The organism is Acidovorax sp. Root267 (genome assembly GCF_001429215.1).
In the GTDB taxonomy this organism is placed as follows: Bacteria; Pseudomonadota; Gammaproteobacteria; order Burkholderiales; family Burkholderiaceae_C; genus Acidovorax; species Acidovorax radicis.
On record NZ_LMJC01000001.1, the window covers coordinates 160,490 to 186,796 of the forward strand.

At 64.5% G+C, this 26,307-nt stretch carries 30 protein-coding genes; 16 read left to right on the forward strand and 14 right to left on the reverse strand.

Annotated elements, in window-relative coordinates:
• The first annotated feature begins 23 nt into the window (after positions 1–23).
• On the forward strand, positions 24–806 hold the full coding sequence (locus ASE39_RS00625) for an MBL fold metallo-hydrolase (RefSeq protein WP_057226985.1): 783 nt from the start codon (positions 24–26) through the stop codon (positions 804–806).
• Positions 807–940: 134 nt separating this feature from the next.
• Here the strand turns inward: ASE39_RS00625 and ASE39_RS25550 are convergent, their stop codons facing one another.
• The 3 genes from ASE39_RS25550 to ASE39_RS00635 all read right to left on the reverse strand — a co-directional run bounded on the left by ASE39_RS25550 (position 941) and on the right by ASE39_RS00635 (position 3,069).
• Positions 941–1,198: a hypothetical protein gene (locus ASE39_RS25550; protein ID WP_082615278.1), complete on the reverse strand. Its 258-nt coding sequence runs from the start codon at positions 1,196–1,198 to the stop codon at positions 941–943.
• Between the two features lie 201 nt (positions 1,199–1,399).
• Complete coding sequence (locus ASE39_RS00630; protein ID WP_057269884.1) at positions 1,400–1,918, reverse strand: hypothetical protein; 519 nt, start codon at positions 1,916–1,918, stop codon at positions 1,400–1,402.
• A 26-nt stretch (positions 1,919–1,944) separates the two neighbouring features.
• The gene (locus ASE39_RS00635; protein ID WP_057269885.1) at positions 1,945–3,069 is read right to left on the reverse strand and encodes a cupin domain-containing protein; all 1,125 of its coding nucleotides are present in this window, start codon (positions 3,067–3,069) and stop codon (positions 1,945–1,947) included.
• A gap of 54 nt (positions 3,070–3,123) precedes the next feature.
• Here ASE39_RS00635 and ASE39_RS00640 point away from each other — a divergent pair, with 54 nt between their 5' ends.
• Positions 3,124–3,648: a peptidylprolyl isomerase gene (locus ASE39_RS00640; RefSeq protein ID WP_057269886.1), complete on the forward strand. Its 525-nt coding sequence runs from the start codon at positions 3,124–3,126 to the stop codon at positions 3,646–3,648.
• A 57-nt stretch (positions 3,649–3,705) separates the two neighbouring features.
• Here ASE39_RS00640 and ASE39_RS00645 read toward each other — a convergent pair whose 3' ends face one another.
• The 4 genes from ASE39_RS00645 to coaBC all read right to left on the reverse strand — a co-directional run bounded on the left by ASE39_RS00645 (position 3,706) and on the right by coaBC (position 6,568).
• Positions 3,706–4,209 (reverse strand): glycine zipper 2TM domain-containing protein, encoded by a 504-nt coding sequence (locus ASE39_RS00645; RefSeq protein ID WP_057269887.1) that lies wholly within the window; start codon positions 4,207–4,209, stop codon positions 3,706–3,708.
• A gap of 194 nt (positions 4,210–4,403) precedes the next feature.
• The gene (gene dut, locus ASE39_RS00650) at positions 4,404–4,850 is read right to left on the reverse strand and encodes a dUTP diphosphatase (protein ID WP_057269888.1); all 447 of its coding nucleotides are present in this window, start codon (positions 4,848–4,850) and stop codon (positions 4,404–4,406) included.
• A 2-nt stretch (positions 4,851–4,852) separates the two neighbouring features.
• Positions 4,853–5,323, reverse strand: a complete 471-nt coding sequence (locus tag ASE39_RS26990; RefSeq protein WP_242421333.1) for a hypothetical protein — start codon at positions 5,321–5,323, stop codon at positions 4,853–4,855.
• Positions 5,324–5,344: 21 nt separating this feature from the next.
• Complete coding sequence (gene coaBC, locus ASE39_RS00660) at positions 5,345–6,568, reverse strand: bifunctional phosphopantothenoylcysteine decarboxylase/phosphopantothenate--cysteine ligase CoaBC (RefSeq protein WP_057269889.1); 1,224 nt, start codon at positions 6,566–6,568, stop codon at positions 5,345–5,347.
• Positions 6,569–6,659: 91 nt separating this feature from the next.
• Between coaBC and ASE39_RS00665 the strand changes: the two genes are divergently transcribed.
• From ASE39_RS00665 to ASE39_RS00690, 6 genes are all read left to right on the forward strand, one after another.
• A complete protein-coding gene (locus ASE39_RS00665; protein WP_057226975.1) occupies positions 6,660–8,318 on the forward strand; it encodes a CTP synthase in 1,659 nt (552 codons plus the stop codon).
• 11 nt (positions 8,319–8,329) lie between these two features.
• Positions 8,330–9,184: a 3-deoxy-8-phosphooctulonate synthase gene (gene kdsA, locus ASE39_RS00670; RefSeq protein WP_010464004.1), complete on the forward strand. Its 855-nt coding sequence runs from the start codon at positions 8,330–8,332 to the stop codon at positions 9,182–9,184.
• Between the two features lie 12 nt (positions 9,185–9,196).
• Entirely contained in the window at positions 9,197–9,502 is a 306-nt protein-coding gene (locus tag ASE39_RS00675; protein WP_010464003.1) for a DUF1330 domain-containing protein, read from the forward strand.
• Between the two features lie 24 nt (positions 9,503–9,526).
• A complete protein-coding gene (gene eno, locus ASE39_RS00680) occupies positions 9,527–10,813 on the forward strand; it encodes a phosphopyruvate hydratase (RefSeq protein WP_010464002.1) in 1,287 nt (428 codons plus the stop codon).
• Positions 10,814–10,989: 176 nt separating this feature from the next.
• Complete coding sequence (locus ASE39_RS00685) at positions 10,990–11,268, forward strand: septum formation initiator family protein (RefSeq protein ID WP_010464001.1); 279 nt, start codon at positions 10,990–10,992, stop codon at positions 11,266–11,268.
• 111 nt (positions 11,269–11,379) lie between these two features.
• The gene (locus ASE39_RS00690) at positions 11,380–11,883 is read left to right on the forward strand and encodes a hypothetical protein (protein WP_057269890.1); all 504 of its coding nucleotides are present in this window, start codon (positions 11,380–11,382) and stop codon (positions 11,881–11,883) included.
• 63 nt (positions 11,884–11,946) lie between these two features.
• Here the strand turns inward: ASE39_RS00690 and ASE39_RS00695 are convergent, their stop codons facing one another.
• From ASE39_RS00695 to ASE39_RS00705, 3 genes are all read right to left on the reverse strand, one after another.
• Positions 11,947–12,435 carry a CZB domain-containing protein gene (locus ASE39_RS00695; RefSeq protein ID WP_029414089.1) on the reverse strand — a complete coding sequence of 163 codons (489 nt, stop codon included), beginning with the start codon at positions 12,433–12,435 and terminating at the stop codon, positions 11,947–11,949.
• 196 nt (positions 12,436–12,631) lie between these two features.
• A complete protein-coding gene (locus ASE39_RS00700) occupies positions 12,632–13,624 on the reverse strand; it encodes an Hsp33 family molecular chaperone HslO (RefSeq protein WP_010463998.1) in 993 nt (330 codons plus the stop codon).
• A 55-nt stretch (positions 13,625–13,679) separates the two neighbouring features.
• A complete protein-coding gene (locus ASE39_RS00705) occupies positions 13,680–14,204 on the reverse strand; it encodes a gamma carbonic anhydrase family protein (RefSeq protein ID WP_010463997.1) in 525 nt (174 codons plus the stop codon).
• 110 nt (positions 14,205–14,314) lie between these two features.
• Here ASE39_RS00705 and ASE39_RS00710 point away from each other — a divergent pair, with 110 nt between their 5' ends.
• From ASE39_RS00710 to ASE39_RS00720, 3 genes are all read left to right on the forward strand, one after another.
• Positions 14,315–15,118 carry a ferritin-like domain-containing protein gene (locus tag ASE39_RS00710; protein WP_057226966.1) on the forward strand — a complete coding sequence of 268 codons (804 nt, stop codon included), beginning with the start codon at positions 14,315–14,317 and terminating at the stop codon, positions 15,116–15,118.
• A 95-nt stretch (positions 15,119–15,213) separates the two neighbouring features.
• Entirely contained in the window at positions 15,214–16,479 is a 1,266-nt protein-coding gene (locus tag ASE39_RS00715) for an HDOD domain-containing protein (protein ID WP_057226963.1), read from the forward strand.
• Positions 16,480–16,564: 85 nt separating this feature from the next.
• On the forward strand, positions 16,565–17,845 hold the full coding sequence (locus ASE39_RS00720; RefSeq protein WP_010463994.1) for an HDOD domain-containing protein: 1,281 nt from the start codon (positions 16,565–16,567) through the stop codon (positions 17,843–17,845).
• An 84-nt stretch (positions 17,846–17,929) separates the two neighbouring features.
• Here the strand turns inward: ASE39_RS00720 and ASE39_RS00725 are convergent, their stop codons facing one another.
• The 3 genes from ASE39_RS00725 to ASE39_RS00735 all read right to left on the reverse strand — a co-directional run bounded on the left by ASE39_RS00725 (position 17,930) and on the right by ASE39_RS00735 (position 20,912).
• On the reverse strand, positions 17,930–18,895 hold the full coding sequence (locus ASE39_RS00725; RefSeq protein ID WP_057269891.1) for a tripartite tricarboxylate transporter substrate binding protein: 966 nt from the start codon (positions 18,893–18,895) through the stop codon (positions 17,930–17,932).
• 68 nt (positions 18,896–18,963) lie between these two features.
• Entirely contained in the window at positions 18,964–19,863 is a 900-nt protein-coding gene (xerD, locus tag ASE39_RS00730) for a site-specific tyrosine recombinase XerD (RefSeq protein WP_057269892.1), read from the reverse strand.
• 83 nt (positions 19,864–19,946) lie between these two features.
• Positions 19,947–20,912: a tripartite tricarboxylate transporter substrate binding protein BugE gene (locus tag ASE39_RS00735; RefSeq protein ID WP_010463991.1), complete on the reverse strand. Its 966-nt coding sequence runs from the start codon at positions 20,910–20,912 to the stop codon at positions 19,947–19,949.
• 126 nt (positions 20,913–21,038) lie between these two features.
• Here ASE39_RS00735 and ASE39_RS00740 point away from each other — a divergent pair, with 126 nt between their 5' ends.
• On the forward strand, positions 21,039–21,944 hold the full coding sequence (locus ASE39_RS00740) for an AEC family transporter (protein ID WP_057269893.1): 906 nt from the start codon (positions 21,039–21,041) through the stop codon (positions 21,942–21,944).
• On the forward strand, positions 21,941–22,627 hold the full coding sequence (locus ASE39_RS00745) for a GDSL-type esterase/lipase family protein (RefSeq protein ID WP_057269894.1): 687 nt from the start codon (positions 21,941–21,943) through the stop codon (positions 22,625–22,627). Before ASE39_RS00740 ends, ASE39_RS00745 begins: the two co-directional genes overlap by 4 nt.
• A gap of 78 nt (positions 22,628–22,705) precedes the next feature.
• On the opposite strand, the gene queG is transcribed toward ASE39_RS00745, so the two are convergent.
• On the reverse strand, positions 22,706–23,755 hold the full coding sequence (queG, locus tag ASE39_RS00750) for a tRNA epoxyqueuosine(34) reductase QueG (protein ID WP_057269895.1): 1,050 nt from the start codon (positions 23,753–23,755) through the stop codon (positions 22,706–22,708).
• Positions 23,756–23,767: 12 nt separating this feature from the next.
• On the opposite strand from queG, the gene tsaE reads away from it, so the two are divergent.
• The 3 genes from tsaE to ASE39_RS00765 all read left to right on the forward strand — a co-directional run bounded on the left by tsaE (position 23,768) and on the right by ASE39_RS00765 (position 26,294).
• Positions 23,768–24,286: a tRNA (adenosine(37)-N6)-threonylcarbamoyltransferase complex ATPase subunit type 1 TsaE gene (gene tsaE / locus ASE39_RS00755; RefSeq protein WP_010463987.1), complete on the forward strand. Its 519-nt coding sequence runs from the start codon at positions 23,768–23,770 to the stop codon at positions 24,284–24,286.
• Between the two features lie 6 nt (positions 24,287–24,292).
• Positions 24,293–25,732, forward strand: coding sequence for an N-acetylmuramoyl-L-alanine amidase (locus ASE39_RS00760; RefSeq protein WP_082615279.1), 1,440 nt, complete (start codon positions 24,293–24,295; stop codon positions 25,730–25,732).
• Between the two features lie 220 nt (positions 25,733–25,952).
• Positions 25,953–26,294 (forward strand): cupin domain-containing protein, encoded by a 342-nt coding sequence (locus ASE39_RS00765; protein WP_057269896.1) that lies wholly within the window; start codon positions 25,953–25,955, stop codon positions 26,292–26,294.
• Positions 26,295–26,307 lie beyond the last annotated feature (13 nt).

Genomic DNA, 26,307 nt, shown 5'->3' on the forward strand with positions numbered 1-26,307 from the left:
CGGGAAGCGCTTTCGACCACGACATGCTGCGCTTCAAAAACCTGGGCAGCGGTAGCACGGGCAACGCCACAGTGGTGGAAGGCAGCAGCGGCCCGCAGGTCCGCCGCCTGCTCATTGATTGTGGATTCGGCATCCGGCAACTGCAGGCCCGCCTGGCGCAAGCGCAACTGCAGCTGGAAGACCTGGATGCCGTATTCATCACCCACGAACACTCGGACCACATCGGCTGTGCGCTGGCCGTGGCGGTGCGCCACCGTATTCCGGTGTGGATGAGCCAAGGCACCTACGCTGCCCTGGGCGCGCCCGACTTTGATGGCATGCTGCGCATCGCGCACGACATGCAGGCCCTGGACCTGGGCACCTTCAGCGCCCTGCCCTTCACCGTGCCACACGATGCCCGCGAACCGCTGCAGCTGCGCTGCTCGGACGGTGCAACCCACCTGGGTGTGCTGACCGACCTGGGCCACGCCAGTGACCATGTTTTGCAGCAATTGCAGGGCTGCCATGCGCTCATGATTGAAGCCAACCACGACCCCGCAATGCTCGAAGCGTCCCGGTACCCGGCCTTTCTGAAGCGCCGCGTCGGAGGACCGTATGGGCACCTGGCCAATTTGGCGACAGCCGACATCCTGCGCGCCGTGCGGCACCCTGGTCTGCAGCGTGTGGTGGCCGCCCACCTGAGCGCGCAGAACAATGCCCCCGCCCTCGCCCAACAGGCACTGGGTCTTGCGCTGGAGTGGCCCGCCGACGAAATCACCGTCGCCAGCCCAACGATGGGAACACCCTGGCTTTCAGTTGCAGGATGAAGTGACCCTGGCCATGTCGCAAACGACCAACCCCAGGGAAGGAAGGCACCGCCAAAAAGAAAAAGCCCCGACCTTGCGATGCGGGGCTTTCGGGGCGATAGCGGGTCTTGCAACCCGCTGTGGCCTGCAGCGAATTACTTGGCTGCGGAAGCGCCAGTAGCAGCGGTGGCAGCAGCGTCAGCAGCAGCCTTGGCAGCGTCAGCAGCGGGTGCGGCAGCAGCCGAAGCAGCGTCGGAAGCAGCAGGAGCGGCTTCAGAAGCGGCAGGAGCTGGTGCGGGTGCTGGAGCTTCCACGGCAGCAGGTGCTGGCGCTGGAGCTGGCTCTTCCTTCTTGCCACAAGCGGCGAGTGCTGCAGCAGCGATCAGGGCGGCCAGAACGAGAGAGTTCTTCATTTCGATTTTCCTAGTTGGACAGACAGAATCTTGAAAAGCCACGGCGTCAGGCTTTTTGAAAGCCCCGGTACGCTTTGGCACAATGCGCTTGGCTTGCACCTTTTTGGCGCAGCCGCCGATTATATTGGTATTTAGTCAATACAGACTAACACTGACGAAACCTTTACACCCGATTGACAAGGCACAAAGCGTGCATTTTGCTCACAACCCCAGCGTGGATGCGGGAAAACCGGGCGTGCTTTTGCTGCGTACCCACTCATTGAGGGTCTCGCGCAGCAGCACCCGCCGGTCCGGCTCGTTGCCGGTAACACCTACACACCGCTCCGGGTCCAGCCGCTGCATCACCCACTGCGGCGACCAGAACGCGCTGGGAATATCCAAGGGATCGGCGGTCGGGCTGCGGCGACAACTGATGATGTGGTCCCAGGTGCCCCGCCAGCGTACAAACCGCGCATGCCGGCGAATCACGTCGTCGTAGCTGCACGCCAGCATGGTGAACCGCCGGCTCCCATGGGCCCAATCTTGGAGGGCCTCGACCACGCCACGTTCACCCAGGGGCCAGTCATGAAAATTCGCATCGCTGATCAGAATTTCCTTCCAGCCATCCCGGGCGGCGGTAGCAATCGCATCGCGCACCATCTGCTGAAACGCCTCTCTGCCACTGAAACGCCCTGAAGGCAGATCAGGCAGCGAATTCGGGGGAGTGGAAGCCTCGGTCATGGCAATGTCTCCTTGGGTGCGACAGTCTATTCAGTCCAGACATGGGCCCAGCCCGCATCACACCAGGACGACAGCAACTCCAGCGCATCGTCACTGGCGCGCGCCAGTTCGCGGGCGCTCAACCGGCGTTCGTCGGCCAGGCGGCGCATCAGCGTCGCATCGCGGCCTGCGGCGCGGTAGCTCTCGCCATTGATGAACACATGGTGCGTGTCGTACATCATGCGGCTGCGGCGATCCAAGCGTACACCTTCGAGCATCACACCCGCATCCCCTGGCTCGAACCACACACTGGGCTTGGGTTCGGTCAGATATTCACCGAGCGCGCGCTCCAGCACCAGGGGCTGCGCCAGCACGCGGGCCAGTGCATCGCGCGCAAAATCCTGCAACCCCGCGGGAATGGCGGCGGGCTGAGGCACAGCCTCCTGCTGCGCGTCTCGGTACAACAAGGGGCTGCCCTCATCGGCAGCATCCTCCGCCAGGCGCACCAGCAGTTCTTGCGCAAGCTCAGCACGGGCCGGGGCCCTGAAACCGATCGAATAGGTCATGCATTCGCCCTCGGCGATGCCGTCATGTGCATAGCGCGGTGGCAGGTACAGCATGTCGCCAGGCTCCAGCACAAACTCCTCTTCCGGCTCGAACTGCGCCAACACCTTGAGCGGAATGCCGTCACGCAGCGTGAGATCCTTCTGGCGGCCAATGCGCCAGCGCCGCCGGCCGTGGGCCTGCAACAGAAAGACGTCGTAACTGTCGAAATGCGGGCCCACCCCCCCGCCAGGGGACGCATAGCTGATCATGAGGTCATCAAGCCGCGCTTCCGGCACAAACCTGAACTGCTGCATCAGCGCGTGAACTGCATCATTGTGCAAGTCCACCCCTTGCACCAGCAAGGTCCAGTCTGGCTGCTGGAGTGCAGGCAGGGCACGCCGCTGGAAAGGGCCGTGGCGCAGCTTCCACGCACCTTTGGCCAATTGAACAAGGCGGGACTCCACCCCCTCTTGTGCGGCCAGCGCGAAAAGCTCGGACCGCAGCACTGGGGGCGTGAACTGGGGAATAGCCTGGCGCACCAGCAAAGGCTTCTTCTGCCAATGGCGGCGCATGAATTGCGCGGGGGTTAGGCCACCGAGCAGAGAAAGGGGTTGCTGGATATCCATGGGCACAGGTCTACCCCTTTGCGGGGCCATTGGTCAAACTGCGACAATTCTCCTATGGAAATTACCCAACAATGTGTGGTCGCACTGACCTGGACGCTGAAAGACACTCTGGGCGAAGAACTGGACGTTCTCGATGACCCTGTGGAGTTTCTGGTGGGGGGAGACGATCTGCTGCCCCGCATCGAAGAAGCCCTGCAAGGCCACAGCCCCGGGGCCACGCTGGCACTCCACCTGGAGCCCGAAGACGCCTTCGGCGACTTCAATGATCAATTGCTGTTCCTGGAACCGCGTGCACTGTTTCCCGCAGAGATCGAAGAGGGAATGACGTTTGACGGCGCCGCTTTGCCGCAAGACTGCAACCCCGATGCTCCCCGCACCGGGCTCTACACGGTGACCGAGATCTATCCTGAACATGTGGTTCTGGACGGCAACCATCCGTTGGCGGGCATTGCGCTGCGCTTGCAGTTGACCGTACAAGCGGTGCGTGAAGCCACTGAAGAAGAGATTGGCCGTGGCACCGCCGGTACCGGTTTCTTTCGGGTTCAGCCCCAGGCTCCTGGCAACAACCTGCTCCACTGAACCACGTTGACGGGCAGTCCTGAACGACTCAGGACTCCCGCGCAACCTGCCGGTTCATCAAAGGCGAGAAATCTGGCCGTTGTAGAGGCGCACACGGTCACCCATGCGCAGATCCCCAGGGCTGCTCACGTCGTAGACGCGGTAGCCCCCGTGATCGAGTTGTACCGACAGGCGATAACCCTGTACTTCCTGGCTGTTGTTGCGGCCCTCGATGGCATTGCCTGCGACGGCTCCCCCAACAATGCCTACGCCTGTCGCTGCGGCGCGGCCTGAGCCCTTGCCAATCTGGTTGCCCAGCACACCCCCGACCACGGCTCCGATCACAGCTCCTGCACCAGAGGTTTGGCCTTGTGAGCGCCCCTGCAGCACTTCAATATTGGAAACCCGACCATATTCCGTGCCTGCCGGACTGTTCGGGTAGGCTGGCGCGGTCTGGTAACCACCCGAGTAGCCACCCGAATATTGCGGTGGAGGAGCCGACCGGTTATGGCCGCACGCGGCCAAGGAGGCCACGAGGACGACAGCACCGGCGATGGCGAAGGAACGGGTAAATTGCAGCATTTTCAAACTCCTAAAGTCAGGGGGCTGGCGCATGGCGCTCTGAAAACTCAGACTCGATGCGCATGCCTTGATTGGAACAACGCGCGAGCACCCCATACCGTAGACGCGGAGGCTGCGAGTTGGTCAGTAACAGACTCTTCCAAAGGTAAGCGCCGTCTTACAACCACGCCCACTGCCCGCTGGTTGCTCGTTTTTCAGCCTTTTCCGGTAGATCCGTAGCCGCCCTCACCGCGCTCCGTCGCTGCAAACTCCGTCACCACATTGAACTGTGCCTGCACCACCGGGACGATCACCAGCTGGGCCAGTCGCTCCATCGGCTCCAGAGTGAATGCAGTGCCGCTGCGGTTCCAGGCGCTCACCATGAGCTGCCCCTGGTAGTCGCTGTCGATCAACCCCACGAGATTGCCCAGCACGATGCCATGCTTGTGACCCAAGCCCGAGCGTGGCAGGATCAGCGCGGCATACCCGGGGTCCTTGAGGTACACGGCAATCCCCGTGGGCACCAGCTGCCAACCATTGGGCTGCAATGTCAGCGGAGCATCGAGGCAGGCCCGCAGATCCAGGCCAGCACTACCGGGCGTGGCATAGGTTGGCAATTGGTCCGCCATGCGCGAATCCAGAATCTTCACATCAATCTTCACAGCTATTTTTTCTTTCCTGTTTTGCGCTGCTGGGTCACTTGCCGCAGCCGCTCCTGCAAGGGCGCCACGCCTGGCGTGGCGCCGGAGCCTGCGGATGATAGGGCTTTGGGCGCGGCCTCCATCAGCCAGCCGAGCCCCCACCAAATAGCCCCCATGACCACCAGCCCCGGCAAAGAGCCCTGGCTGAACACAAACAGCGCAACGGCATGCAGTGCAATCAGCACCAACAGCACGACACGCACCGTCCGCAGCACTCCGAACAAAGGCATGAGAACCTGGGCAAGGTCCGGCGGAACAGCCGGAGACATCGGGCGCACACCACCTGCAGCCGCCGGCTGAGATGCCGTGGTGGAGCCAGGGGATGGTGCCTGCGCGCTCCTGGCGGGAGCTGACGCGCTCAGCCGCTCCACATAACGCGCAAAATCGCCATTGGGCGGTGTGTCCCATTCAGGCTTGGTGGAGCCAGTATTCATACGACCTCCTAAAAACGAAAGTCACGAACCCAGGGGCGGCAAGCGGGCGGCGATGTCCTCCACCAGTTGCTGCGCCAGCACGCGCTTGGAAGCACGGGGCAACTCCCGGTGACCCTCCGCATCCACTAGCAACAGGGCATTGTCATCCATCCCAAAAGTGGCAGGGCCGATGTTGCCCACCAGCAGCGGTACCCCTTTGCGCACGCGCTTGGCCGTCGCATGGGCCAGCAGATCATGGCTCTCCGCCGCAAAACCGACACAGAACAAATCGCCTGCGAGGGCATGCGATGACTTCGCCACCGCAGCGAGAATGTCGGGGTTCTCGACAAAACCCAGGGTCGGCGTCTGGCCCGATCCGTCCTTCTTGATCTTCTGGGAAGACTGGCTGGCAGGCCGCCAGTCCGCCACGGCAGCCGTGGCAATGAACACCGAAGCCGCCTGCACATGCCGCTCCACCGCCGCCAACATTTCCCCGGCCGACAGCACATTCACACGGCGCACGCCACGCGGAGTGGACACATGCACCGGCCCGGCCACCAAAGTGACATCGGCTCCAGCTTCGCGGGCCGCACGGGCGATGGCAAAGCCCATCTTCCCGCTTGAAAGGTTGGTGATACCGCGCACAGGGTCGATGGCCTCAAAAGTGGGGCCCGCCGTCACCAGCACCTTGCGCCCCGCCAGGACCTTGGGCACGAAGAAGGCAATCAACTCCTCAAGCAGCTCCCCAGGCTCCAACATACGGCCATCACCAGTCTCGCCACAAGCCTGGTCGCCGTTGCCCACACCCAGCACCACCGCACCATCCTGCGCAACCTGGGCCAGGTTGCGCTGCGTGGCTGGGTGAGCCCACATCTCACGGTTCATGGCGGGTGCCAGCAACAACGGCACCTGGTGCGCCGGACGTGCCAAGCACAGCAGGCTCAACAATTCATCCGCCCGCCCCTGCACCAGCCGCGCGATGAAATCCGCACTGCAGGGCGCAATCAGGATGGCATCGGCCTCACGGCTCAGGTTGATGTGGGGCATGTTGTTGGGTTCGCGCGCATCCCACTGCGAGCCATACACGGGGCGACCGGACAGGGCCTGCATGGTGACCGGCGTGATGAATTGCCCGGCCGCTTCGGTCATGACGACCTGCACGGTGGCCCCCTCCTTGATGAGCTGGCGGCACAGATCAGCCGCCTTGTAGCAAGCCACGCCCCCACTCAGACCCAGAACAATGTGTTTGCCAGCAAGCTCATTCATGGAGCGAATTTAGCAGACGGGGGTGACCCTGCCGGCCGGGGTGCTGCCGGGGTGCCATCTATAATCCCAATTTCCCACCACCAAAAAAGACATGACCAAATTTGTCTTCGTCACCGGCGGTGTGGTGTCTTCCCTCGGTAAGGGAATCGCCTCAGCCTCCCTTGCCGCGATCCTCGAATCGCGGGGACTCAAAGTCACCCTCATCAAGCTTGACCCCTACATCAACGTAGATCCGGGCACCATGTCGCCGTTCCAGCACGGCGAGGTTTTCGTGACCGACGACGGTGCAGAAACCGACCTCGACCTGGGCCACTATGAGCGTTTCATCGAAACGCGCATGAAGAAAACCAACAATTTCACCACGGGCAAGATTTACCAGTCCGTGCTGGAGAAAGAGCGCCGCGGCGACTACCTGGGCAAGACCGTGCAGGTCATCCCGCACGTCACCAACGAAATCCAGGAATTCATCAAGCGCGGCGCTGGCATCGGCACGCCGGACGCTGTGGATGTGGCTATCGTCGAGATCGGCGGCACGGTAGGCGACATCGAATCGCTGCCGTTCCTGGAAGCCGTGCGCCAGATGAGCCTGCGCATGGGCCCCAACAATGCGGCCTTCGTGCACCTGACCTACCTGCCCTGGATTGCAGCGGCTGGCGAGCTCAAGACCAAACCCACCCAGCACACCGTGCAGAAGCTGCGCGAGATCGGCATCCAGGCCGACGCCCTCTTGTGCCGCGCCGACCGCCGCATTCCCGAAGAAGAGCGCGCCAAAATCTCGCTGTTCACCAACGTGCCCGAATGGGGCGTGATCAGCATGTGGGATGTGGACACCATCTACAAGGTGCCCCGCATGCTGCACGAGCAGGGCCTGGACGGACTGATCTGCGACAAGCTGCGTCTGAACACGCCGCCCACCAGCCTCAAGCGCTGGGACGACCTGGTGCACGAAACCGAGCACCCACAAGGCGAAGTCACCATCGCGATGGTGGGCAAGTATGTGGACCTTTCGGACAGCTACAAGTCCGTCAACGAAGCCCTGCGCCACGCCGGTATGCGAAACCATGTGCGCGTGAAGATCGACCATGTCGATTCTGAAACCATCGACAGTGCAGAGGCTGTGGCCAAACTGGCCAAGTACGACGCCATCCTGGTGCCCGGCGGCTTTGGCCAACGCGGTGTGGAAGGCAAGATCGCCACGGCCCAGTTTGCCCGCGAGCGCAAGGTGCCCTACCTGGGCATCTGCCTGGGGATGCAGGTGGCCACCATCGAATACGCGCGCCATGTGGCGGGCCTGGCGAACGCCAACAGCACCGAGTTCGACCCCGCCACCCCGCACCCCGTGATCGCCCTGATCACCGAGTGGAAAGATGCAGACGGCACGATCAAGAAGCGCGATGAAAACTCGGACCTGGGCGGCACCATGCGCCTGGGTGCACAAAGCTCTGACGTATCGGCCAACACGCTGGCCCACAGCATCTACGGAGATGTGGTGACCGAGCGCCACCGCCACCGCTATGAAGCCAACGTGAACTACCTGGACCAGCTGCGCAAGGCGGGTCTGGTGATCTCGGCGCTTACGCAGCGTGAAGAACTCACCGAAATCGTGGAGTTGCCGCAAAACGTGCACCCCTGGTTCATCGGCGTGCAATTTCACCCCGAGTTCAAGTCCACGCCCTGGAACGGCCACCCGCTGTTCAATGCCTTCATCAAGGCGGCGGTGGAACACCAGAAGCAAGCGGCGAAAGCCTGAGGAAAACGGCCATGCAACTGTGCGGATTCGACGTCGACCTCCACCAGCGCTTTTTCCTGATCGCGGGCACCTGCTCCATTGAAGGTTTGCAGATGTCGCTCGACGTCGCAGGCCAGCTCAAGGAAACCTGCACCGCCTTGGGTATCCCGCTGATCTACAAGGGCTCGTTCGACAAGGCCAATCGCTCGTCCGGCTCCAGCCAGCGTGGTGTGGGGCTGGAGGCGGGTCTCAAGATCCTGGACGAGGTGCGCCGCCAGTTGCAGTTGCCCATCCTGACCGATGTGCACGACACAGCTCAGGTGGCCGAAGTGGCCAGCGTGGTCGATGTGCTGCAGACGCCCGCATTCCTGTGCCGCCAGACCGACTTCATCCGTGCCGTGGCGCAGTCTGGCAAGCCGGTGAACATCAAGAAGGGCCAGTTCCTCGCACCCTGGGACATGAAGAACGTCATCGACAAAGCCCGTGCTGCCGCGCTGGAAGTTGGCCTGTCGGAAGACCGGTTTCTCGCCTGCGAACGCGGGGTGAGCTTTGGCTACAACAATCTGGTGGCCGACATGACCAGCCTGGCCGAGATGCGCAAGTCTGGCGCGCCGGTGGTGTTTGACGTGACCCATTCAGTGCAAAAACCTGGTGGGCTTGGCGCCGTGAGCGGCGGCGCGCGCGACATGGTGCCTGTGCTGGCCCGCGCCGGTGTGGCTGCGGGCGTGGCAGGGCTGTTCATGGAAACCCACCCCAAGCCCGCTGAGGCCTGGTCGGACGGGCCCAATGCCGTGCCACTCAAGCACATGAAGGCGTTGCTGGAGACCTTGGTGGCGCTGGACGACATCACCAAGAAAAACGGATTCCTCGAAAACAACTTCAACTGACAGGACGAAAAAATGGCCGTCGCCTACATCATCGTAGACATGAAAGTGACCGACCCCGAGCAGTACAAGCTGTACATGGCCGCCGCGCCCGCTGCGGTGAAAGCCCATGGTGGCGAATACTTGGTTCGCGGCGGAAAGTTCGAGACTTTGGAAGGCGATTGGACGCCAGCACGAGTGGCCATGCTTCGCTTCCCCAGTTTCGACAATGCCAAGGCTTTCTACGACGCCGAGTTGTACCGGGCCGCGCGCGCCAAGCGCGAAGGCGCCACCGAGTTTTTCAATATGGTGCTGGTCGAAGGCGTAGACGCCCCGGTCTGACCCTTATCTATCCAAAGGAAAAAAATGAGCGCAATCGTTGACATCGTAGGCCGCGAAGTTCTGGACAGCCGCGGCAATCCCACCGTCGAATGCGACGTGCTGCTGGAATCGGGCGTGATGGGGCGCGCCGCCGTGCCTTCGGGCGCATCCACCGGCAGCCGCGAAGCCATTGAAATGCGCGATGGCGACAAGAGCCGGTACCTGGGCAAGGGCGTGCTCAAGGCCGTGGAGCACATCAACACCGAAATCTCCGAAGCCGTGCTGGGCCTGGATGCCTCCGAGCAGGCCTTCCTGGACAAGACGCTGATCGACCTGGACGGCACCGAGAACAAGAGCCGCCTGGGCGCCAACGCCATGCTGGCCGTGTCGATGGCCGTGGCCCGCGCTGCCGCCGAAGAATCCGGTCTGCCGCTGTACCGCTACCTGGGCGGCATGGGCAGCGTGCAGTTGCCCGTGCCCATGATGAACGTGATCAATGGCGGCGCGCACGCCAACAACAGCCTGGACCTGCAAGAGTTCATGATCATCCCCGTGGGCGCCCCCACCTTCCGCGAAGCCGTGCGCTGGGGTGCCGAAGTGTTCCACGCGCTGAAGAAGATCATCCACGACAAGGGCATGAGCACCGCCGTGGGCGACGAAGGCGGCTTTGCCCCCAGCGTCGAAAACCACGAAGCGGCCATCCGCCTCATCCTGCAAGCCATTGAAGCCGCAGGCTACACGGCCGGCGAACAGATCGCCCTGGGCCTGGACTGCGCTGCGAGCGAGTTCTACAAGGACGGCCACTACGTGCTGGAAGGCGAAGGCGGCCTGAAGCTCACCGCCCAGCAATGGACCGACATGCTGGCCGCCTGGGTGGACAAGTACCCGATCATCAGCATCGAAGACGGCATGCACGAAGGCGACTGGGACGGCTGGAAGCACCTGACCGAACGCCTGGGCGACAAGGTACAGCTGGTGGGCGACGACCTGTTCGTGACCAACACCAAGATCCTGAAGGAAGGCATCGACAAGCGCATCGCCAACTCGATCCTCATCAAGATCAACCAGATCGGCACGCTGACCGAAACCTTCGCTGCCATCGAGATGGCCAAGCGCGCCGGCTACACCGCCGTGATCTCGCACCGCTCGGGCGAAACCGAAGACAGCACCATTGCCGACATCGCTGTGGGCACCAACGCTGGCCAGATCAAGACGGGCTCGCTGTCGCGCTCGGACCGCATCGCCAAATACAACCAGCTGCTGCGCATCGAGGAAGACCTGGGCGAAATCGCTCAGTACCCCGGCCGCGCTGCGTTCTACAACCTGAAATGAAGCTCCCCCTGAGCCGCTTCGCGCCTTCCCCCTCTCCTGCGGGAGGGAGACGCACCCAGTGGCCCGGCCAAGCCGGTTCCAGGGGTGCACTGGCGTGCAGCGCGCCCAGGACACAGGCATGGCCTGCTGCAGCCGGTCGGACGGCGCGGCATCGCACCAAGGACTAAACCGCCGCCATGGGCTCCCGCATAGTGCCTGTCATCCTGCTGGCTCTGCTGGCAGCACTGCACGCCCAGCTCTGGCTGGGGCGTGGCAGTGTGCCGCGCGTCAACGAGATGCAGCGGCAGATTGATGTGCAAAAGGTCGCCAATGACCAGGCCCGGCAGGCCAACGAGCGCTTGTCTTCCGAGGTGCACGACCTCAAGGAAGGGCTCGACATGGTGGAAGAAAAGGCGCGCAGCGAATTGGGCATGGTCAAGCCCAACGAGGTCTACGTGCAGTTCACGCCACGCTGAGCCCGTGCGTTTGCACTCCGAGGTTCAGTGACCCTCCCCCAAAAAACCGCCGTTCGGATGTCTTGACGACGGCACAGGGGGCGACGCCCCATCTTCTGACCACCTGCCCCCGTGCCCTCCTCGCCCACCATCGTTCTGCTCGGCGCGCCCGGCACTGGAGCCCAGGCGTTGAGCGACGCGCTGCACATGCAGCTTGCCGCCGGTTCCGTACACATTATCTGCAACCCTGCCCTGTGCGGCCTGCCCCCTGAGGAAGTCATTGAGGCCAGCCTGATTCTGCTGATGGGGCTGGATCTGCCCTGCCCCGCTGGCGAACGGGCGGCGCAGGAGGCAGTCGACGCACGTTTGCGTGTGGATCTGGCCCAAGCTGGCATGGGCTATCGGGTGGTGTATGGGCATGGCGAGCAACGCATTGCCAATGCACTGATTGCTATTAAAAGTATAGCAACAAATACTCACCAATCAAGCGCCAGGGGCATTTTTGACCTAAAATCCGATGCCAGCACCCGCACACCTGCCCGTCTTCGCGCCTGGAACTGCGAAAAATGCAGCGACCCTGAATGCGAGTACCGCCTGTTCACCGCGCTCACGGGGCGGGACACACGCACCACCTGAATCCTGGCAAACCAGGGCGCATCCCCCAAAAATGCGTGCTGGGGAGGGGGGGCGCGACAGTAATCAGGCTTGCTGCACGAGGCCGCGCTTGAGTTCCTTGAGCAGCAGCACCACCTGGCTGGAGCCATAGCGGTACCCGCCGTGGAGCACCTGCACGGCCTTCTCCCATTCCCCTTGCTGGGCCCATTCCACCAGCACCGCGGCCTGTTCGTGAAAGTACTGGTGGCGCGCCATCAGCACTGCATAGGCAGGCTGGTCGCCCAGCAATTCCCCGCCCACGCCATGCAGCCACCGCCCGAGCGCGCCACGGTCGCTGCGGCGCACCTCCGCAGGGTCCAGGCCCTCGCTGGTGCGGCCTTCGAGGTAGTCCATGAGGTGGGTTTTCCAGCGCTCGTGGGCATTGATCGCTGCGTCGATGTCGAGGGCCGCAAGCACAGTGTCCGCACGCAGCGAGTCCGGCGCGCCTGCGGCACGGCTGCTGTCGCACAGCTCCAGCGAAGGCACAGCCTCCCGCCCTCGGGCGCCCACAAATACACGACGTAAGAAATCCATAGCCCCTCTTGCCACACCATGCGGCGCAGCTGCCAGGTGCTCTATGGAGCACCCCTGCAGAGAACCTCGTGTGTGAAAGGCGCCCATCTTAGGTGCGCAGAGCGGGGGAAAACGCGCGCGATTGTCAACGATGGTCATCCGCCCGGTGCCTAGGCCGGCCGCTGCAGCTCCATGGCGGCAATGGGCGCTGGGACGCCTACTGGATGCCGGTCGGCCCCGGCGGCTGGGTGGCGGTGGGTGGCAGAAAAATCTGTGCGGCATCCACCGCATCGAAGCGGTACTGCTGGCCGCAGAACTCGCAGCCCACCTCGATGTCCTCGCGCTCTGCCAGGATGCTCTCGGCTTCTTCGATGCCCAGGTTGCGCAGCATGTTGCTCACGCGCTCACGGCTGCAGGTGCAGGCAAAACGCGGTCCGCTGGCACCCTGCTGGGGTTCGAAGCGCAGCAGCTTTTCCTCCCAGAACAAGCGGCGCAGGATGGTGTCCACATCCAGCGTCAGCAGTTCCTCGCGGGTCAGGCTGGCGGCCAGGTGGGCAATGCGGTTGTAGTCTTCGTTGTGGCCGATCTGGTCTTCGTTCTCGCGGTGCGAGAGGCCCGAGGCCAGGTTGCCCTCGCCCTTGATCGGCATGCGCTGGATCAGCAGGCCGGCGGCCACCTGATCGTTGGCGCCCAGCACCAGGATGGTGTCGAGCTGCTCGGATTGCAGCATGTAGTGCTGCAACACGTCGGACAGGCGCTCCAGCTTCTCGTGGCGGTCGCCGTACAGCGGAACCACGCCCTGATAGGGCCGCTGTCCGGGGTGGCGATCCTTGGGGTCCAGCGTGATGGCGCAGCGGCCACCGCCCCCTACATTCACCATCTGGCTCAGCGGTGCGCCTTCTGGCACTTCGCCATTGAGGGTGGCCGTGGCACGCAGGCTCAGGTCCGACTGCACTTCGGCCACAGCCAGTTTCACGGGGCCGTCGCCAAACACCTGCAGCACCAGCGCGCCATTGAACTTGATGTTGGACTGCATGAGCACGCCTGCAGCGGCCATTTCGCCCAGCAGCTCGCTCACGGGTGCGGGGTAAGCGCCGTTGGCGGTGTTGCCCGCACGGCGGCGCAGGATTTCGGTCCAGGCATCGGTCAGGCGCACGACCATGCCACGCACGGGCAGGCCTTCGAAAAGAAACTTGTGGAGTTCAGACACGCAGGGGTTCCAGGAGAAAAAATGGGCCGCAGCAACGAAAGAAAGCGGCCGCTGCTCAGGCGAGTTTGTGCAGGCCGTTGTGGTAACGGCGGGCGTTGTCGATGTAGTGCCGGGCGCTCTCGCGCAGGCCTTCGATCTGCTCGGGGGTCAGTTCGCGCACCGCCTTGGCGGGGCTGCCGATGATCATGGAACCATCCGGGAATTCCTTGCCCTCGGTGACCAGCGCACCCGCGCCCACCAGGCAGTTTTTGCCGATCTTCGCGCCATTGAGCACCACGGCGCCAATGCCGATCAGCGACTCGTCGCCGATGGTGCAACCGTGCAGCATGACCTGGTGGCCCACCGTCACACGCTCGCCCACCACCAGGGGCTTGCCAATGTCGGCGTGCAGCACGCTGGCATCCTGGATGTTGGAACCGGCACCAATGGTGATGGTCTCGGTATCACCCCGGATCACCGTGCCAAACCACACGCTGGTGTCTTCGCCAAGCACCACATTGCCCATCACCTGGGCGCTGTCCGCCACCCAGGCCGATGCAGCCAACTGGGGCACCATGCCATCGAGTTCGTAAATCGCCATGCACCACTCCGAAAAAGGGGAAAGGCCAGCGTTTGCGCAAGCCCAGGGAAGTCGCCAGTCGTTACAAAGCGTGCGCAGTGTTCCGAATGGCAGGGCCTAGAATTGTAAGGATGGAGCTTCGCCACCGTGCATTGCAGGTCTTGTGCCTCGCCGACCCTGAACAAAAAGCGGCTGCAGCGCTGGATCTGCATGCGCAAGCAGCTATATTTTCAATAGCAGAAAAAGCCCCCTCGCCGCCATCGGACGCCAGCGCACTGCCCGGTCGGCCCGAGCGGCCGTCGCTGCTTCGCCATACCGACGTCGCCCGCCGTTCGCCCGCCACCGCACAGGGGCGAGCCATCCTGATTCACGCCATTGCGCACATTGAGTTCAACGCCATCAATCTGGCGCTGGATGCCGTGTGGCGCTTTGATGGCATGCCCCGCGACTACTACACCGACTGGATGCTTGTGGCTGGCGAAGAGGCCCGGCACTTCCGCCTGCTGCGCGACCACCTGCGCAGCCAGGGGCATGACTATGGCGACTTTCCGGCCCACCAGGGCCTGTGGACGATGTGCGAGAAGACCCAGCACGACATCCTGGCCCGGATGGCCCTGGTGCCGCGCACACTGGAGGCCCGCGGATTGGACGCGACGCCGCAGATCCAGGCCAAGCTGCGCCAGGTGGGCACGCCCGACGCGCTGGCCGCCGTGGACATTCTCGACATCATCCTGCGCGACGAAGTGGGCCATGTGGCCATCGGCAACCACTGGTACCGCTGGCTGTGCGAGCGCCAAGGGGTGGACCCGGAGGCCCACTACGGCACCCTGGTCAAGCTGTACGAGGCCCCACGCCTGAAACCACCGTTCAACGAAACCGCCCGCCGCAAGGCAGGGTTCACCGACAACGAGTTGCGCTGGCTCCAGCAAATCTGAATTCCTGTGGTTACAGCGCGCGCCGGCAGCGGCTCCTACAATCCGCCGCGCCAGCCACCACTGACACTGGCCCCTCTTTCTTCGATACTCCCACCATGACCTCACCCTCCGCCCCCGGAACCCCCCCAGCCCCCCCCTCCGGCAACCAGACCTCCGTCGCCATGATCGCGCGGCAGGCCATCGTGAATGCGCAGCAGGTGGTGGTTGGCTACGAGCTGTTCAATCGCTCGCGCAGCGGCGCGGCGCATACGGCCGCCACCGATGTGATCCTGGTCTTCACGGCGCTCTCGCACGCGGGCACCGAAGAACTGGTGGGCAAGAAGCTCATCTTCGTGAACTGCACGCATGAAAGCCTTTCCGGGGGCCACCTCGAACTGGTGGAGCCCGACAAGGTGGTGCTGGAAATCCCCCCGCTGGGCCACACGGCGGCCGAAGAAGTTGCCACGCGCATGCCCATCCTGGCAGAGCTGCGCGACCGGGGTTTTCACCTGGCGTTCAACCACACGGTGCTGCAGTCGGCTTACGCCCCGTGGCTGCCGCTGGCGGACTACATCAAGCTCGATCTTTCGGTGCTGGCCGCCGACCAGCTGGCGGTGCTCATCAGCTATGCAGGCCGCCATTGCCAGGCCGAGCTGATCGCGGAAAAAGTGGAAACCGCCCAACAGTACGACATGGTGTCCAGCCAGGGCGTACAACTGTTCCAGGGCTACTGGTTCGCTCGCCCCGCGCTGGTGGAGGCCAAGCTGCTCACCCCGTCGCAGGCCAGCATCATCGAACTCATCAACCAGGTGCGCAAACAGGCCAGCACCGATGACATCGAGGACACACTCAAGAAGGACGCCGGCCTGGCCTTCAACCTGATGCGCCTGATCAACTCCGCGGGTTTTGGCCTGACGCGCGAGATCACATCCTTTCGCCAGGCCGTCATGCTCATGGGGCTCAAGAAACTGTTCCGCTGGGCGGCGCTGCTGCTCACGGCATCGCGCACCAGCGGCACGCCTTCGTCGGTGGGCCAGACCGCCGTCGAGCGCGGCCGCCTGATGGAACTGCTGGCCCTGGAAACCCTGCCGCCCGAGGAAGCCGACCAGGCCTTTGTGGTGGGCATTTTCTCGTTGCTGGACGTGATGCTGTCCATGCCCATGGAGTCCGCGCTGGGCCTGCTCAACGTGCCCGAGCCCGTGGCGGCGGCGTTGCTGCGGCGCGAAGGCTTCCTGGGAGACCTGCTGACCCTGGCCGAAGCCTGCGAGTCCAGCGACGATGTCGTGTTTGACCGCACGGCGGGCCTGCTGCACCTGACCAGCCAGCAGATCAACTTTGCGCACCTTCAGGCCCTCGCCTGGGCCGACCAGCTCGCTGCCTGAGTGCACCACACATTGATTCATAGGCGAGCGCCGCGTGCCGGTCTAGAATCATTGCAGCGCCCAGCACTTCACCACCGCGGACCCCATGTCGACCACACCTGAACAAGACGCCCCCGAAGCTGCACCGACTGCGGTTGACCCCGTGGACGAAAACCTTGCCATCATCGCGCGCCAGGCCATCGTGGACGAATCCCGCGCCGTCTATGGCTATGAGCTGTTTGACCGGTCCACCGCCTCGGATGCGCACACGGCGGCCAGCGATGCCGCCCTGCTGTTCAACGCCCTGTCGTACGCTGGCACCGAGGCCCTGGTCGGCAAGAAGACGGTGTTCATCAACTGCACCCATGACAGCCTTTCGGGTGGACACCTCGAACTGATCCACCCCGAAAAGGTGGTGCTGGAAGTCCCCCCCCTGCCCGACAGCGCCACGCCCGAGGAAATCGAAGGCCGCATCCCCACATTGGAAGCCTTGCGCACCCGCGGCTTTCGCCTGGCGTTCGACCAGCAGGCCTTGCGCCGCGCCTACACCAGCTGGTTGCCGCTGGCGTCTTTCATCAAGCTGGACATGCAGGCCTTCAAGCCCGAGCTGGCGGGGCCGCTGGTCAAGTTTTCCACCACCCACAGCAAGGCCACGCTGGTGGCCGAAAAGGTGGAAACCGCCGAACAGTACGAAATGATGCGCGACCTGGGGGTGAAACTGTTCCAGGGCTACTGGTTCGCACGCCCCTCGCTGGTGAAGGCCACCACCATCCGCCCTTCGCAGGCCACGATCATCCAGCTCATCAATCTGGTGCGCAAACAGGCCAGCACGGCGGAGATCGAAGACCTGCTCAAGAAAGACCCCACGCTGTCTTTCAACCTGCTGCGCTTCATCAACTCCTCGGGTTTTGGCCTGTCGTGCGAGATCACTTCGTTCCGCCATGCCGTAATGATCCTGGGCCTCAAAAAGCTTTTCCGCTGGGCAGCCCTGCTGATGACCACCTCCCGCGCCGGAGGGGCACCACCCGCTGTGGGCCAGACCGCCGTGGTGCGCGGGCGCCTCATGGAGCTGCTGGCTGGCGAGTTGCTGCCGCCCGAAGACTGCGACAACGCCTTTGTCGTGGGCGTGTTCTCGCTGCTCGACACCATGCTGGGGGTTCCGATTGAAAAGGCGCTGGAATCCGTCGCCCTGCCCGAGCCCGTGATGGATGCCCTGCTGCGCGGGACCGGTGTGTTTGCCCCGTTCCTGGAGCTGACCAAGGCCTGCGAAAGTGGTGATGAAGTGGCCTTTGCCAAGGCAGCCGATGCCTTGCACCTGTCCAACCGCCAGGTCAACTGGGCCCACCTGCAGGCCCTGACCTGGGCCGAGAGCCTCAACGAAGACTAGCCTCCCGGGGGCGGGGGCGCTCCTCGCTCCTTGCATTCGCCTGCACGGGCCCTGGCCATCCAGGGCCCTTCGTTTTTCAGGCGGTCATTGATTTCCCTGGATGCCCGCCGCACGGATGATGCGCGCATTGCTCTCCGACTCCTGCGCGATCTGGCGCGCGAACTCCGCCGCCGTGCCACCGGTCGGCACGTTGTCCGTGGCTTCGAGCTTGCTGCGGATGTCAGGCAATGCCAGCGCCTTGTTCACCTCGGTGTTGATGCGCTCCAGCACAGCGGCGGGCGTCTGTGCTGGCGCATAGATGCCGAACAGCGACGACAGGTTGGCGGCGGGCTGACCCAGCTCCGCCAGCGTAGGCACCTGGGGCAACGAATCCAGCCGTGCCGGCGCACCCACCGCCAGCGGCTTGAGCTTGCCCGCCTTGATGTGCTGCAGCACGGCAGGCCCCGCATTGGTGGACAACACCTCGAACTGCCCGCCCAACGCGTCGTTCATCTGCTGGCCACCGCCCTTGTAAGGCACATGGGTGATCTGCACCTGGCTTTTGCCCATGATTTGCTCCACCATGATGTGGCCCAGCGACGCCTGCCCCGAGGTGGCCCAGCGCACGGCACCGGGCCGGGCCTGTGCGGTGGCGATCAGCTCCTTGAAATCCCCCGCCTTGCTAGCCGAGGTTCCGAGGAGCAGCACGGGCGAATACATCACGCTGACCACAGGTGCAATGTCCTTTTGTGGATCGAATGGAGATTTGCCAAGGTGCGGATTGAGCGCCAGCGGACTCACCGCCGCAAAGCCCAGGGTGTAGCCGTCTGGCGCTGCCTTGGCGACCGCATCCACGCCCAGGCTGCCGCTCGCACCGGCCTTGTTCTCGATGACCACGGGGGTGCCCAGCTGCACCGCGAGTTTGTCGGCCAGCGCACGGGCCACCGTGTCGCTCACGCCGCCGGCGGGATAAGCAACCACAAGGCGGATGGGTTTGGCCGTGGGCCAGGCCTGCGCCGTGGCCAGGGTGGCAGCGCCTATCAGCAACGCGCCGGTTATCGTTTTTTTCATGGGTTTCCTTGCGTATACAAGCCGTAGATACAAACGGCAGACGGCCGCGATACCAGTACCGATCCGCGCTATCCGCGCGGATGGTGCTGCGCATGCAGCGACTTGAGGCGTTCCCGCGCCACATGGGTGTAGATGGTGGTCGTGGAAATATCGGCGTGGCCCAGCAGCAGCTGCACCACACGCAGATCGGCACCATGGTTCAGCAAGTGTGTGGCAAACGCGTGCCGCAGCGTATGGGGCGACAGTGGCACGGTGATGCCCGCCACCTGCGCCCATTTTTTCACGATGACCCAGAACATGACACGCGTCATGCCGCTGCCGCGCTGGGTGACGAACAAGTCGTCCGTCTGCTGCCCGCCCAGGATGGCGCTGCGGCCCTCGTGCAGATAGCGGTCGAGCCACTGGCGGGCCACTTCGCCAAACGGCACAAGCCGCTCCTTGCTGCCTTTGCCCATCACCCGCAGCACACCTTCGTTCAGGCCCAGCTGGAACGTCTTGAGCGTCACCAGCTCCGTCACGCGCAGCCCGCTGGCGTACATCAGCTCCAGCATGGTGCGGTCGCGCAGGCCCAGCGGGTTGCCAACGTCTGGCGCATTCAGCAGGGCCTCCACCTGCGCCTGCGACAAGGTCTTGGGCACACGCAGGGGCTGGCGCGCTGCCTGCAGCCGTACCGTGGGGTCGGCCGCGATGCGCCGCTCCCGCAGCGCCCAGTGAAAATAGCGCCGCAGCACCGTGAGGCGCCGGTTGGCCGAGGTGGCGCGGGTCTGCGCGTGGCGAGCCGCAAAGTAGCCCTGCAGGTGGTGCTCTGCCGTGCCATCCAAAACCAGCGGCGACTCCTGTTCTGCCAGCCACTGCGCATACAGCGTGAGGTCGCGCCGGTAGGCTGCCAACGTGTTGCGCGAAAGGCCGTCCTCCAGCCACAGGGCGTCCACAAAGTTATCGATCGCGTTCAGGCTGGCGGTGAGCATCCAAAAACAATAGCACGTAAAACACATGAAAAAAGCCGCCCGTGGCAACGGGCGGCTTTGTGCAGGAAGGAATGCGGTGCTGGTTATTCCAGCGTCAGCTTCTGCTTGACCACCACATCCTTGTACACGGCGAACTCTGCCTTGATCTGCTCGGCAAACTGCTCAGGCGTGTTGCCCAGCACGATGGAGCCGGTGTCTTCGATGCGTTTTTTCACGGCCGGGTCTTCCAGTGCCTTGCGCACGGCAGCGTTGACCTTGTCCACCACGTCCTTGGGCAGGCCCTTGGGGCCCACGATGCCGTAGTACGCCATGCGGTTCACGGGCTCCAGGCCCATTTCCTTGAAGGTGGGCACATTGGGCAAGGCGGCAACGCGTTGAGGCGCCGCCACCACGATGGGCACCAGGCGGTTTTCCTTGATGAAAGGCAGCGCCGAGGGCAGGTTGTCAAAAATCATGGGCACCTGGCCCGCCACCGTGTCGTTCAGGGCGGGGCCCGCACCGCGGTAGGGAATGTGCGTGACGAAGGTGCCCGAGAGGTTCTTGTACAGCTCCATCTGCAGGTGGCCAATGCCGCCCGTGCCGGACGAAGAGTACGAATACTTGCCGGGCGACTTCTTGAGCTCGGCCACGAACGCCTTGTAGTCCTTGGCCGGGAAGCCCGGGTGCACCGCAATGATGTTGGGCGTGGCCGCAATGTTGATGATGGGCGTGAAGTCCGTCAGCGGGTTGTAGGGCGTCTTGGGGTTGATGGCGGGGTTGGCCGCCGTGGTGGACACGGTGGCCACGCCCAGCGTGTAGCCGTCCGGCGCCGAACGTGCCGTTTCCGACGCACCCACGATGCCACCGCCACCGGCCTTGTTTTCCACGATCACGGATTGGCCCAGGGCTTTGCCCAGCGGGTCGGCAATCACGCGCGCAATGATGTCGGTGGTGCCACCGGGCGCAAACGGCACCTGCAGCTTGATCACCTTGTTGGGGTAGCCCTGGGCGGCTGCGGACCCTGCGGCGGTAGCCAGTACGGTCAGCGCGAGCCATTGACGACGATGCATGGAGTTCTCCTTCGTGCGGGGTAACAAACAGCGCTGATGGTATGCGCAACCAGCCCCATGGAGCCCTGCGGATTCCACATAAGGGCTAACCCGAAGAACTTGCCCCGCATCAAGTATTCTCGGTGCGTGAACTACGCCCAGCTCCTGATCCCGGACTTCTCCCTCATCCTTTGCGGCTACCTGATCTGCCGGTACACCGCCCTCAACCGCTCGGTGTGGCAGCCCGTGGAGAGCCTGGTGTACTACCTGCTGTTCCCCGTGCTGCTGTTCCAGTCCATCGTCAAGAGCCCGGTGGACATCGGCGCCGCGTCGGGCCTGATCGCTGCGGGTTTGACCATGGGTGTCACGGGCATTGCACTGGCCTACAGCCTGCCGCACTGGCCGTGGCTGGGCAAACACATCGACGCACGCGACCACGCTGCCAGTGCGCAGGTGGCATTCCGTTTCAACTCCTTCATTGGCCTGGCCATCGCCGAGCGCCTGGCGGGCTCAGAGGGCCTGCTCATGATTGCCGTGCTGATCGGCGTGTGCGTGCCGCTGTTCAACGTGGCGGCCGTGTGGCCGATGGCGCGGCACGGCCAGCACAGCTTTGCGCGCGAGCTGGCGCGCAACCCGCTCATCGTCGCCACGGTGTCGGGCCTGGTGGCCAACCTGCTGGGCTTTCAGATTCCGGAGTGGGCCAGCCCCACGGTCAGCCGCATCAGTGCCGCATCGCTGGCGCTGGGGCTGATGGCGGCGGGCGCGGGCCTGCAGTTTGGATTGCTCTCGCGCGGCAAGGGGCTGAGCGTGGCGGTGTTGTCCATCCGGCACCTGGTGCAGCCGCTGCTGGCTTTTGCGATGGCCCGGCTGTTTGGGCTCAACGCCGTGCAGACCACCATGCTGCTGGCGTTCTCGGCCCTGCCCACCGCCTCCACCTGCTATGTGCTGGCGGCGCGCATGGGCTACAACGGCCCCTATGTGGCCGGGCTGGTGACGCTGTCCACCCTGCTGGGCATGGTCAGCCTGCCCTTTGCCCTGGGATTTCTGCGATGACCGATTCACGCATGGCCCTGCGTTCCGACTCCTTGGCTCTGGCACGGCGCCGCACCCTGATGGCGGGCCTGGCCGCAGTGGCGCTGGTGCCACTGGCGGGCTGCGGGCGCAAGGCCCCGCGCTCCCAGGCCGTGCCCACCGGTGCCACGGTGCTGGCGCTGGGTGATTCGTTGACCTCCGGCGTGGGCGCATCGGCCGACACCGCCTACCCTGCCGTGCTGGCGCGCCTGACGGGCTGGAAGGTGGTCAACGCAGGTGTGTCGGGCGACACCTCGGCCCAGGCGCTCGAACGCCTGCCAGCCCTGCTGCAAACGCACCAGCCTGCGCTGGTGATCGTGGGCATCGGCGGCAACGACTTCCTGCGCCGTCAGAGCGCCAGCGCCACCCGCGCCAACATCCAGCGCATCTGCACGGAAGCCCGCGCCACTGGCGCCCAGGTGCTGCTGGTGGCCGTGCCCGAGCTGTCGCTTTTGGCAGCCTCCACCGGCCGGCTGAGCGACCACGCGCTGTACGAAGAGGTGGCGAGCGAGCTGAAAATCCCCCTGCACAGCAAAGGCTGGTCCGGCGTGCTGGGCGACGCGCGCCTGCGGTCCGACCAGATCCATGCCAATGCGGCCGGCTACGAGCGATTTGCGCAAGGGATGGTGGAAACGCTCAGGGACACCGGGCTGCTGGCACGGTAAAGCCCCATAAACCCACAGCCCGAATACTCATTTTTTGATAGCTACTAGCGCTTACCCATCAAGCGCTAGCATCCATTTTTATTCAATATTCAGCGCCCAGGCCACATGTTCGCGCACCAGCGCGCTGGTGTCCTCGGCGCGGGACTGCAGCGCCGCACGCACCGCTTCATCCCCGGTGGCACGCAGCGCATTGCCCAGCGCCACGGCCACGTTGCGCAGCCAGCGCTCGTGGCCAATGCGGCGGATGGGGCCACCCTCGGTCATGCGCAAAAACGTGGCCTCGTCCCATGCGAACAGGTGCGCCAGCTGCTGGCCTGCCAGGCCCTTGCGCTCGTCAAAGTCGGGCAACCGGCTGACCTGTGCGAACTTGTTCCAGGGGCAGATGAGCTGGCAGTCGTCGCAGCCGTAGATGCGGTTGCCCATCAGCGGGCGCAGTTCCAGGGGGATGGGCCCGGCATGTTCGATGGTGAGGTACGAGATGCAGCGCCGCGCATCGAGCCGGTGAGGCGCAATGATGGCCTGCGTCGGGCACACGTCGATGCAGGCGCTGCAACTGCCGCAGTGGGCCGTGACCGGTTCGCTCGCGGGCAGAGCCATGTCCACATAAATTTCGCCCAGAAAGAACATCGACCCCGCCTCGCGGTTGAGCACCAGCGTGTGTTTGCCCCGCCAGCCCTGGCCGCTGCGCGCGGCCAGCTCGGCTTCGAGCACGGGGGCCGAGTCGGTAAATACGCGGTGGCCGAAGGGGCCGATCGCCTCGGCGATGCGGTCGCTGAGTTTTTGCAGGCGTGCGCGCAGCACCTTGTGATAGTCCCGCCCCCTGGCATAGACCGAGACGACGCCTTCATCCGGGCGCGCCAGACGCCCCCATTCAAATGCCTGCCATGCCCCCGGCGCCTGCCCGCCGGTGTTTCCGGGCAAATAATCCATGCGCGCCGTGATCACGCTCACGGTGCCGGGCACCAGTTCGGCCGGGCGGGCACGCCTCATGCCATGCGATGCCATGTAATGCATGTCACCATGGAAGCCCTGCGCCAGCCAGGCCGCGAGACCGGGCTCTGCTGCAGACAAGTCCACCCCCGCCACGCCGATTTGGGAAAATCCCAGTTCGCGGGCCCACTCCTGCATTTGAGGAACGAGTTGACTGTTGCACCACATACCGGCCAGATTGTAGGAAGCGCCGCTGCCGCTCCGGCAGAACCACCCCGTCAGATCACCTGGCACAGCGAGGATGACACCAGTGCCTTTGCACGCCAGCTTGCAGCGCAGCCGCAGTTGGCCAACGCCTACCTGACCCTGCACGGCGACCTAGGCGCGGGCAAGACCACGCTGGTGCGCCACCTGCTGCGCGCCCTGGGCGTTGGGGGCCGCATCAAGAGCCCTACGTATGCGGTGGTGGAGCCCCACGAGGCACCGGGCCTGGCCATCTGGCACTTTGACTTCTACCGCTTTGACGACCCACGCGAGTGGGAGGACGCGGGTTTCAGGGACATTTTTGCCAACCCCGGCCTCAAGGTGGCAGAATGGCCGGAAAAGGCTGCAGGGCTTACGCCACTTGCGGACCTTGCTATCCACATTGAAGCAATGGATGACACCGAAAGGAAGGTCACGCTGCACGCCCACACCGCCATCGGGCGCAGCCTGCTGCAAGCACTCTGAGACGCCGTGAACGAACCCACCCTGCCCGCCCGCCCCGCCGCTGCCCCCCTTCCGTCACGCCGCGCTGTGCTGCAGGCGGGCAGCCTGGTTCTGTTGCTGGGCACGCAGCAGATTGCGCGCGGCGCCACCATCCTGGCCGTGCGCGTGTGGCCCGCCCCCGAATATTCGCGCGTGACCATCGAATCCGACGGTGCGCTGGTGGCCAAGCAGTTCTTCGTGACCACGCCGCCCCGGCTGGCGGTGGACATCGAGGGCATTGACTTGAGCCCCGAGCTGCGCGAGCTGGTGGCCAAGGTCAAGCCGGACGACCCGAACATCGCCGGCATCCGCGTGGGCCAGAACGCGCCCGGCGTGGTGCGGTTGGTGGTCGACCTGAAACAGGCCGCCATGCCCCAGGTGTTCACGCTGCCACCCGTGGCCGCCTACCAGCACCGGCTGGTGTTTGACCTGTACCCGGCCGCGCCGGTGGACCCGCTGGAGGCGCTGATTGCCGAGCGCCTGCGGGAGGCCCCCGCCAAGGCCGCACCGGCGCCCAACCCACCCCTGACCACCGCTGCAGCCGCTGCGCGCGCACCCGCCCCACCGGAGCACGACCCACTGGGCGATCTGATTGCACAACGCAGCCAGCGCCCCGGCCCACCCGAGCCGCCGCCCATGGTGGCTACTGCACCGCCCCCCGCCGAACCCGCGCGCCCCGGCATTCGAGCCACCTCCACACAGACCGACCGCCTCATCATCGTGGCGCTCGACCCCGGCCACGGTGGCGAAGACCCGGGCGCCATCGGCCCCGCAGGCACGCGCGAAAAAGACGTGGTGCTGCGCGTGGCACACCTGCTGCGCGACCGCATCAACGCCACCACCGTGGGCGGCAACCCCATGCGCGCCTACCTGACGCGCGACGGCGACTACTTTGTGCCCCTGGGCACCCGCGTGCAAAAAGCGCGGCGCGTGCAGGCCGACCTGTTCGTGAGCATCCACGCCGATGCATTCACCACCCCTGAGGCCCGGGGTGCCAGCGTGTTCGCGCTAAGCCAGGGCGGCGCTTCCAGCACAGCCGCCCGCTGGCTGGCCAACAAGGAGAACCAGGCCGACCTGGTGGGCGGGATCAATGTGCAGTCCAAAGACCAGCACGTGCAGCGCGCGCTGCTGGACATGAGCACCACCGCCCAGATCAACGACAGCCTGAAGCTGGGCACCGTGCTGCTGGGCGAGATCGGCAACGTGGGCAAACTGCACAAGCCCCGCGTGGAACAAGCAGGCTTTGCCGTGCTGAAGGCGCCCGACATTCCCAGCGTGCTGGTCGAAACCGCCTTCATCAGCAACCCCGAAGAAGAAAAGCGCCTGCGCAGCAGCGCCTACCAGGAACAGCTGGCCGATGCGTTGATGCGCGGCATCACACGCTACTTTGCCAAGAACCCGCCGCTGGCGCGCAGCCGGTCGGTGTAGTCGCCCCTGTTCACCACCCTGCGACAGGGGTACATTGGCAGGCACATCACTTCCTTTTTTGCTCCACCGCGCTGCGCGCAACCCGGGCCAGCAGCCACCGTGCCAGGGCCGCCCCGCCGCACTGGCGGCGTCCCCCTTCCGCATCGCGCAGCGATGCTAGTGAAGGGGGAAGGCGCGTAGCCCCGCAGGGGGTTGTTTCATCTCACGAAGGAGAAATACCATGGCACTGCCCCACGCCCAATCCGGCCAGATCGTCAGCGTGCGCCCCCTGGGCCACCGCCTGCCAGAAGCCATCACCACCGCCATCCTCAAAGCGGGCCAGCTCGAAGTCATGCGTGTCGTGCTCCCCGTGGGCAAATCCATGAAGGAGCACCAGACCCCCGGCGAGGCCACGGTGCAGTGCATCGAGGGCGTGGTCGAGTTCGCCAGCGAGGATGGCATCCAGCAGCTGCACCCCGGCGACTTCGTGCACCTGGCGCCGCGCGCGCTGCATTCGCTCAAGGCGGTGGAGCACGCATCCCTGCTGGTCACCCTGTGCCTGCAGGCGGGCGGGCAGCGCTGAAAAAGGCGCCCCC

Bases quoted from the DNA above. Each gene is read 5' to 3' on its own strand.
- ASE39_RS00635 (WP_057269885.1), bottom strand. From the start codon at position 3,069: ATGGATATCCAGCAACCCCTTTCTCTGCTCGGTGGCCTAACCCCCGCG.
- eno (WP_010464002.1), top strand. From the start codon at position 9,527: ATGAGCGCAATCGTTGACATCGTAGGCCGCGAAGTTCTGGACAGCCGC.
- kdsA (WP_010464004.1), top strand. From the start codon at position 8,330: ATGCAACTGTGCGGATTCGACGTCGACCTCCACCAGCGCTTTTTCCTG.
- ASE39_RS25550 (WP_082615278.1), bottom strand. From the start codon at position 1,198: ATGAAGAACTCTCTCGTTCTGGCCGCCCTGATCGCTGCTGCAGCACTC.
- ASE39_RS00745 (WP_057269894.1), top strand. From the start codon at position 21,941: ATGACCGATTCACGCATGGCCCTGCGTTCCGACTCCTTGGCTCTGGCA.
- ASE39_RS00720 (WP_010463994.1), top strand. From the start codon at position 16,565: ATGTCGACCACACCTGAACAAGACGCCCCCGAAGCTGCACCGACTGCG.
- ASE39_RS00735 (WP_010463991.1), bottom strand. From the start codon at position 20,912: ATGCATCGTCGTCAATGGCTCGCGCTGACCGTACTGGCTACCGCCGCA.
- ASE39_RS00645 (WP_057269887.1), bottom strand. From the start codon at position 4,209: ATGCTGCAATTTACCCGTTCCTTCGCCATCGCCGGTGCTGTCGTCCTC.
- coaBC (WP_057269889.1), bottom strand. From the start codon at position 6,568: ATGAATGAGCTTGCTGGCAAACACATTGTTCTGGGTCTGAGTGGGGGC.
- ASE39_RS00725 (WP_057269891.1), bottom strand. From the start codon at position 18,895: ATGAAAAAAACGATAACCGGCGCGTTGCTGATAGGCGCTGCCACCCTG.
- ASE39_RS00765 (WP_057269896.1), top strand. From the start codon at position 25,953: ATGGCACTGCCCCACGCCCAATCCGGCCAGATCGTCAGCGTGCGCCCC.
- ASE39_RS00625 (WP_057226985.1), top strand. From the start codon at position 24: ATGCTGCGCTTCAAAAACCTGGGCAGCGGTAGCACGGGCAACGCCACA.
- ASE39_RS00665 (WP_057226975.1), top strand. From the start codon at position 6,660: ATGACCAAATTTGTCTTCGTCACCGGCGGTGTGGTGTCTTCCCTCGGT.
- ASE39_RS00710 (WP_057226966.1), top strand. From the start codon at position 14,315: ATGGAGCTTCGCCACCGTGCATTGCAGGTCTTGTGCCTCGCCGACCCT.
- ASE39_RS00640 (WP_057269886.1), top strand. From the start codon at position 3,124: ATGGAAATTACCCAACAATGTGTGGTCGCACTGACCTGGACGCTGAAA.
- ASE39_RS00685 (WP_010464001.1), top strand. From the start codon at position 10,990: ATGGGCTCCCGCATAGTGCCTGTCATCCTGCTGGCTCTGCTGGCAGCA.
- ASE39_RS00695 (WP_029414089.1), bottom strand. From the start codon at position 12,435: ATGGATTTCTTACGTCGTGTATTTGTGGGCGCCCGAGGGCGGGAGGCT.
- ASE39_RS00630 (WP_057269884.1), bottom strand. From the start codon at position 1,918: ATGACCGAGGCTTCCACTCCCCCGAATTCGCTGCCTGATCTGCCTTCA.
- ASE39_RS00715 (WP_057226963.1), top strand. From the start codon at position 15,214: ATGACCTCACCCTCCGCCCCCGGAACCCCCCCAGCCCCCCCCTCCGGC.
- queG (WP_057269895.1), bottom strand. From the start codon at position 23,755: ATGCAGGAGTGGGCCCGCGAACTGGGATTTTCCCAAATCGGCGTGGCG.
- ASE39_RS26990 (WP_242421333.1), bottom strand. From the start codon at position 5,323: ATGAATACTGGCTCCACCAAGCCTGAATGGGACACACCGCCCAATGGC.
- xerD (WP_057269892.1), bottom strand. From the start codon at position 19,863: ATGCTCACCGCCAGCCTGAACGCGATCGATAACTTTGTGGACGCCCTG.
- ASE39_RS00705 (WP_010463997.1), bottom strand. From the start codon at position 14,204: ATGGCGATTTACGAACTCGATGGCATGGTGCCCCAGTTGGCTGCATCG.
- ASE39_RS00675 (WP_010464003.1), top strand. From the start codon at position 9,197: ATGGCCGTCGCCTACATCATCGTAGACATGAAAGTGACCGACCCCGAG.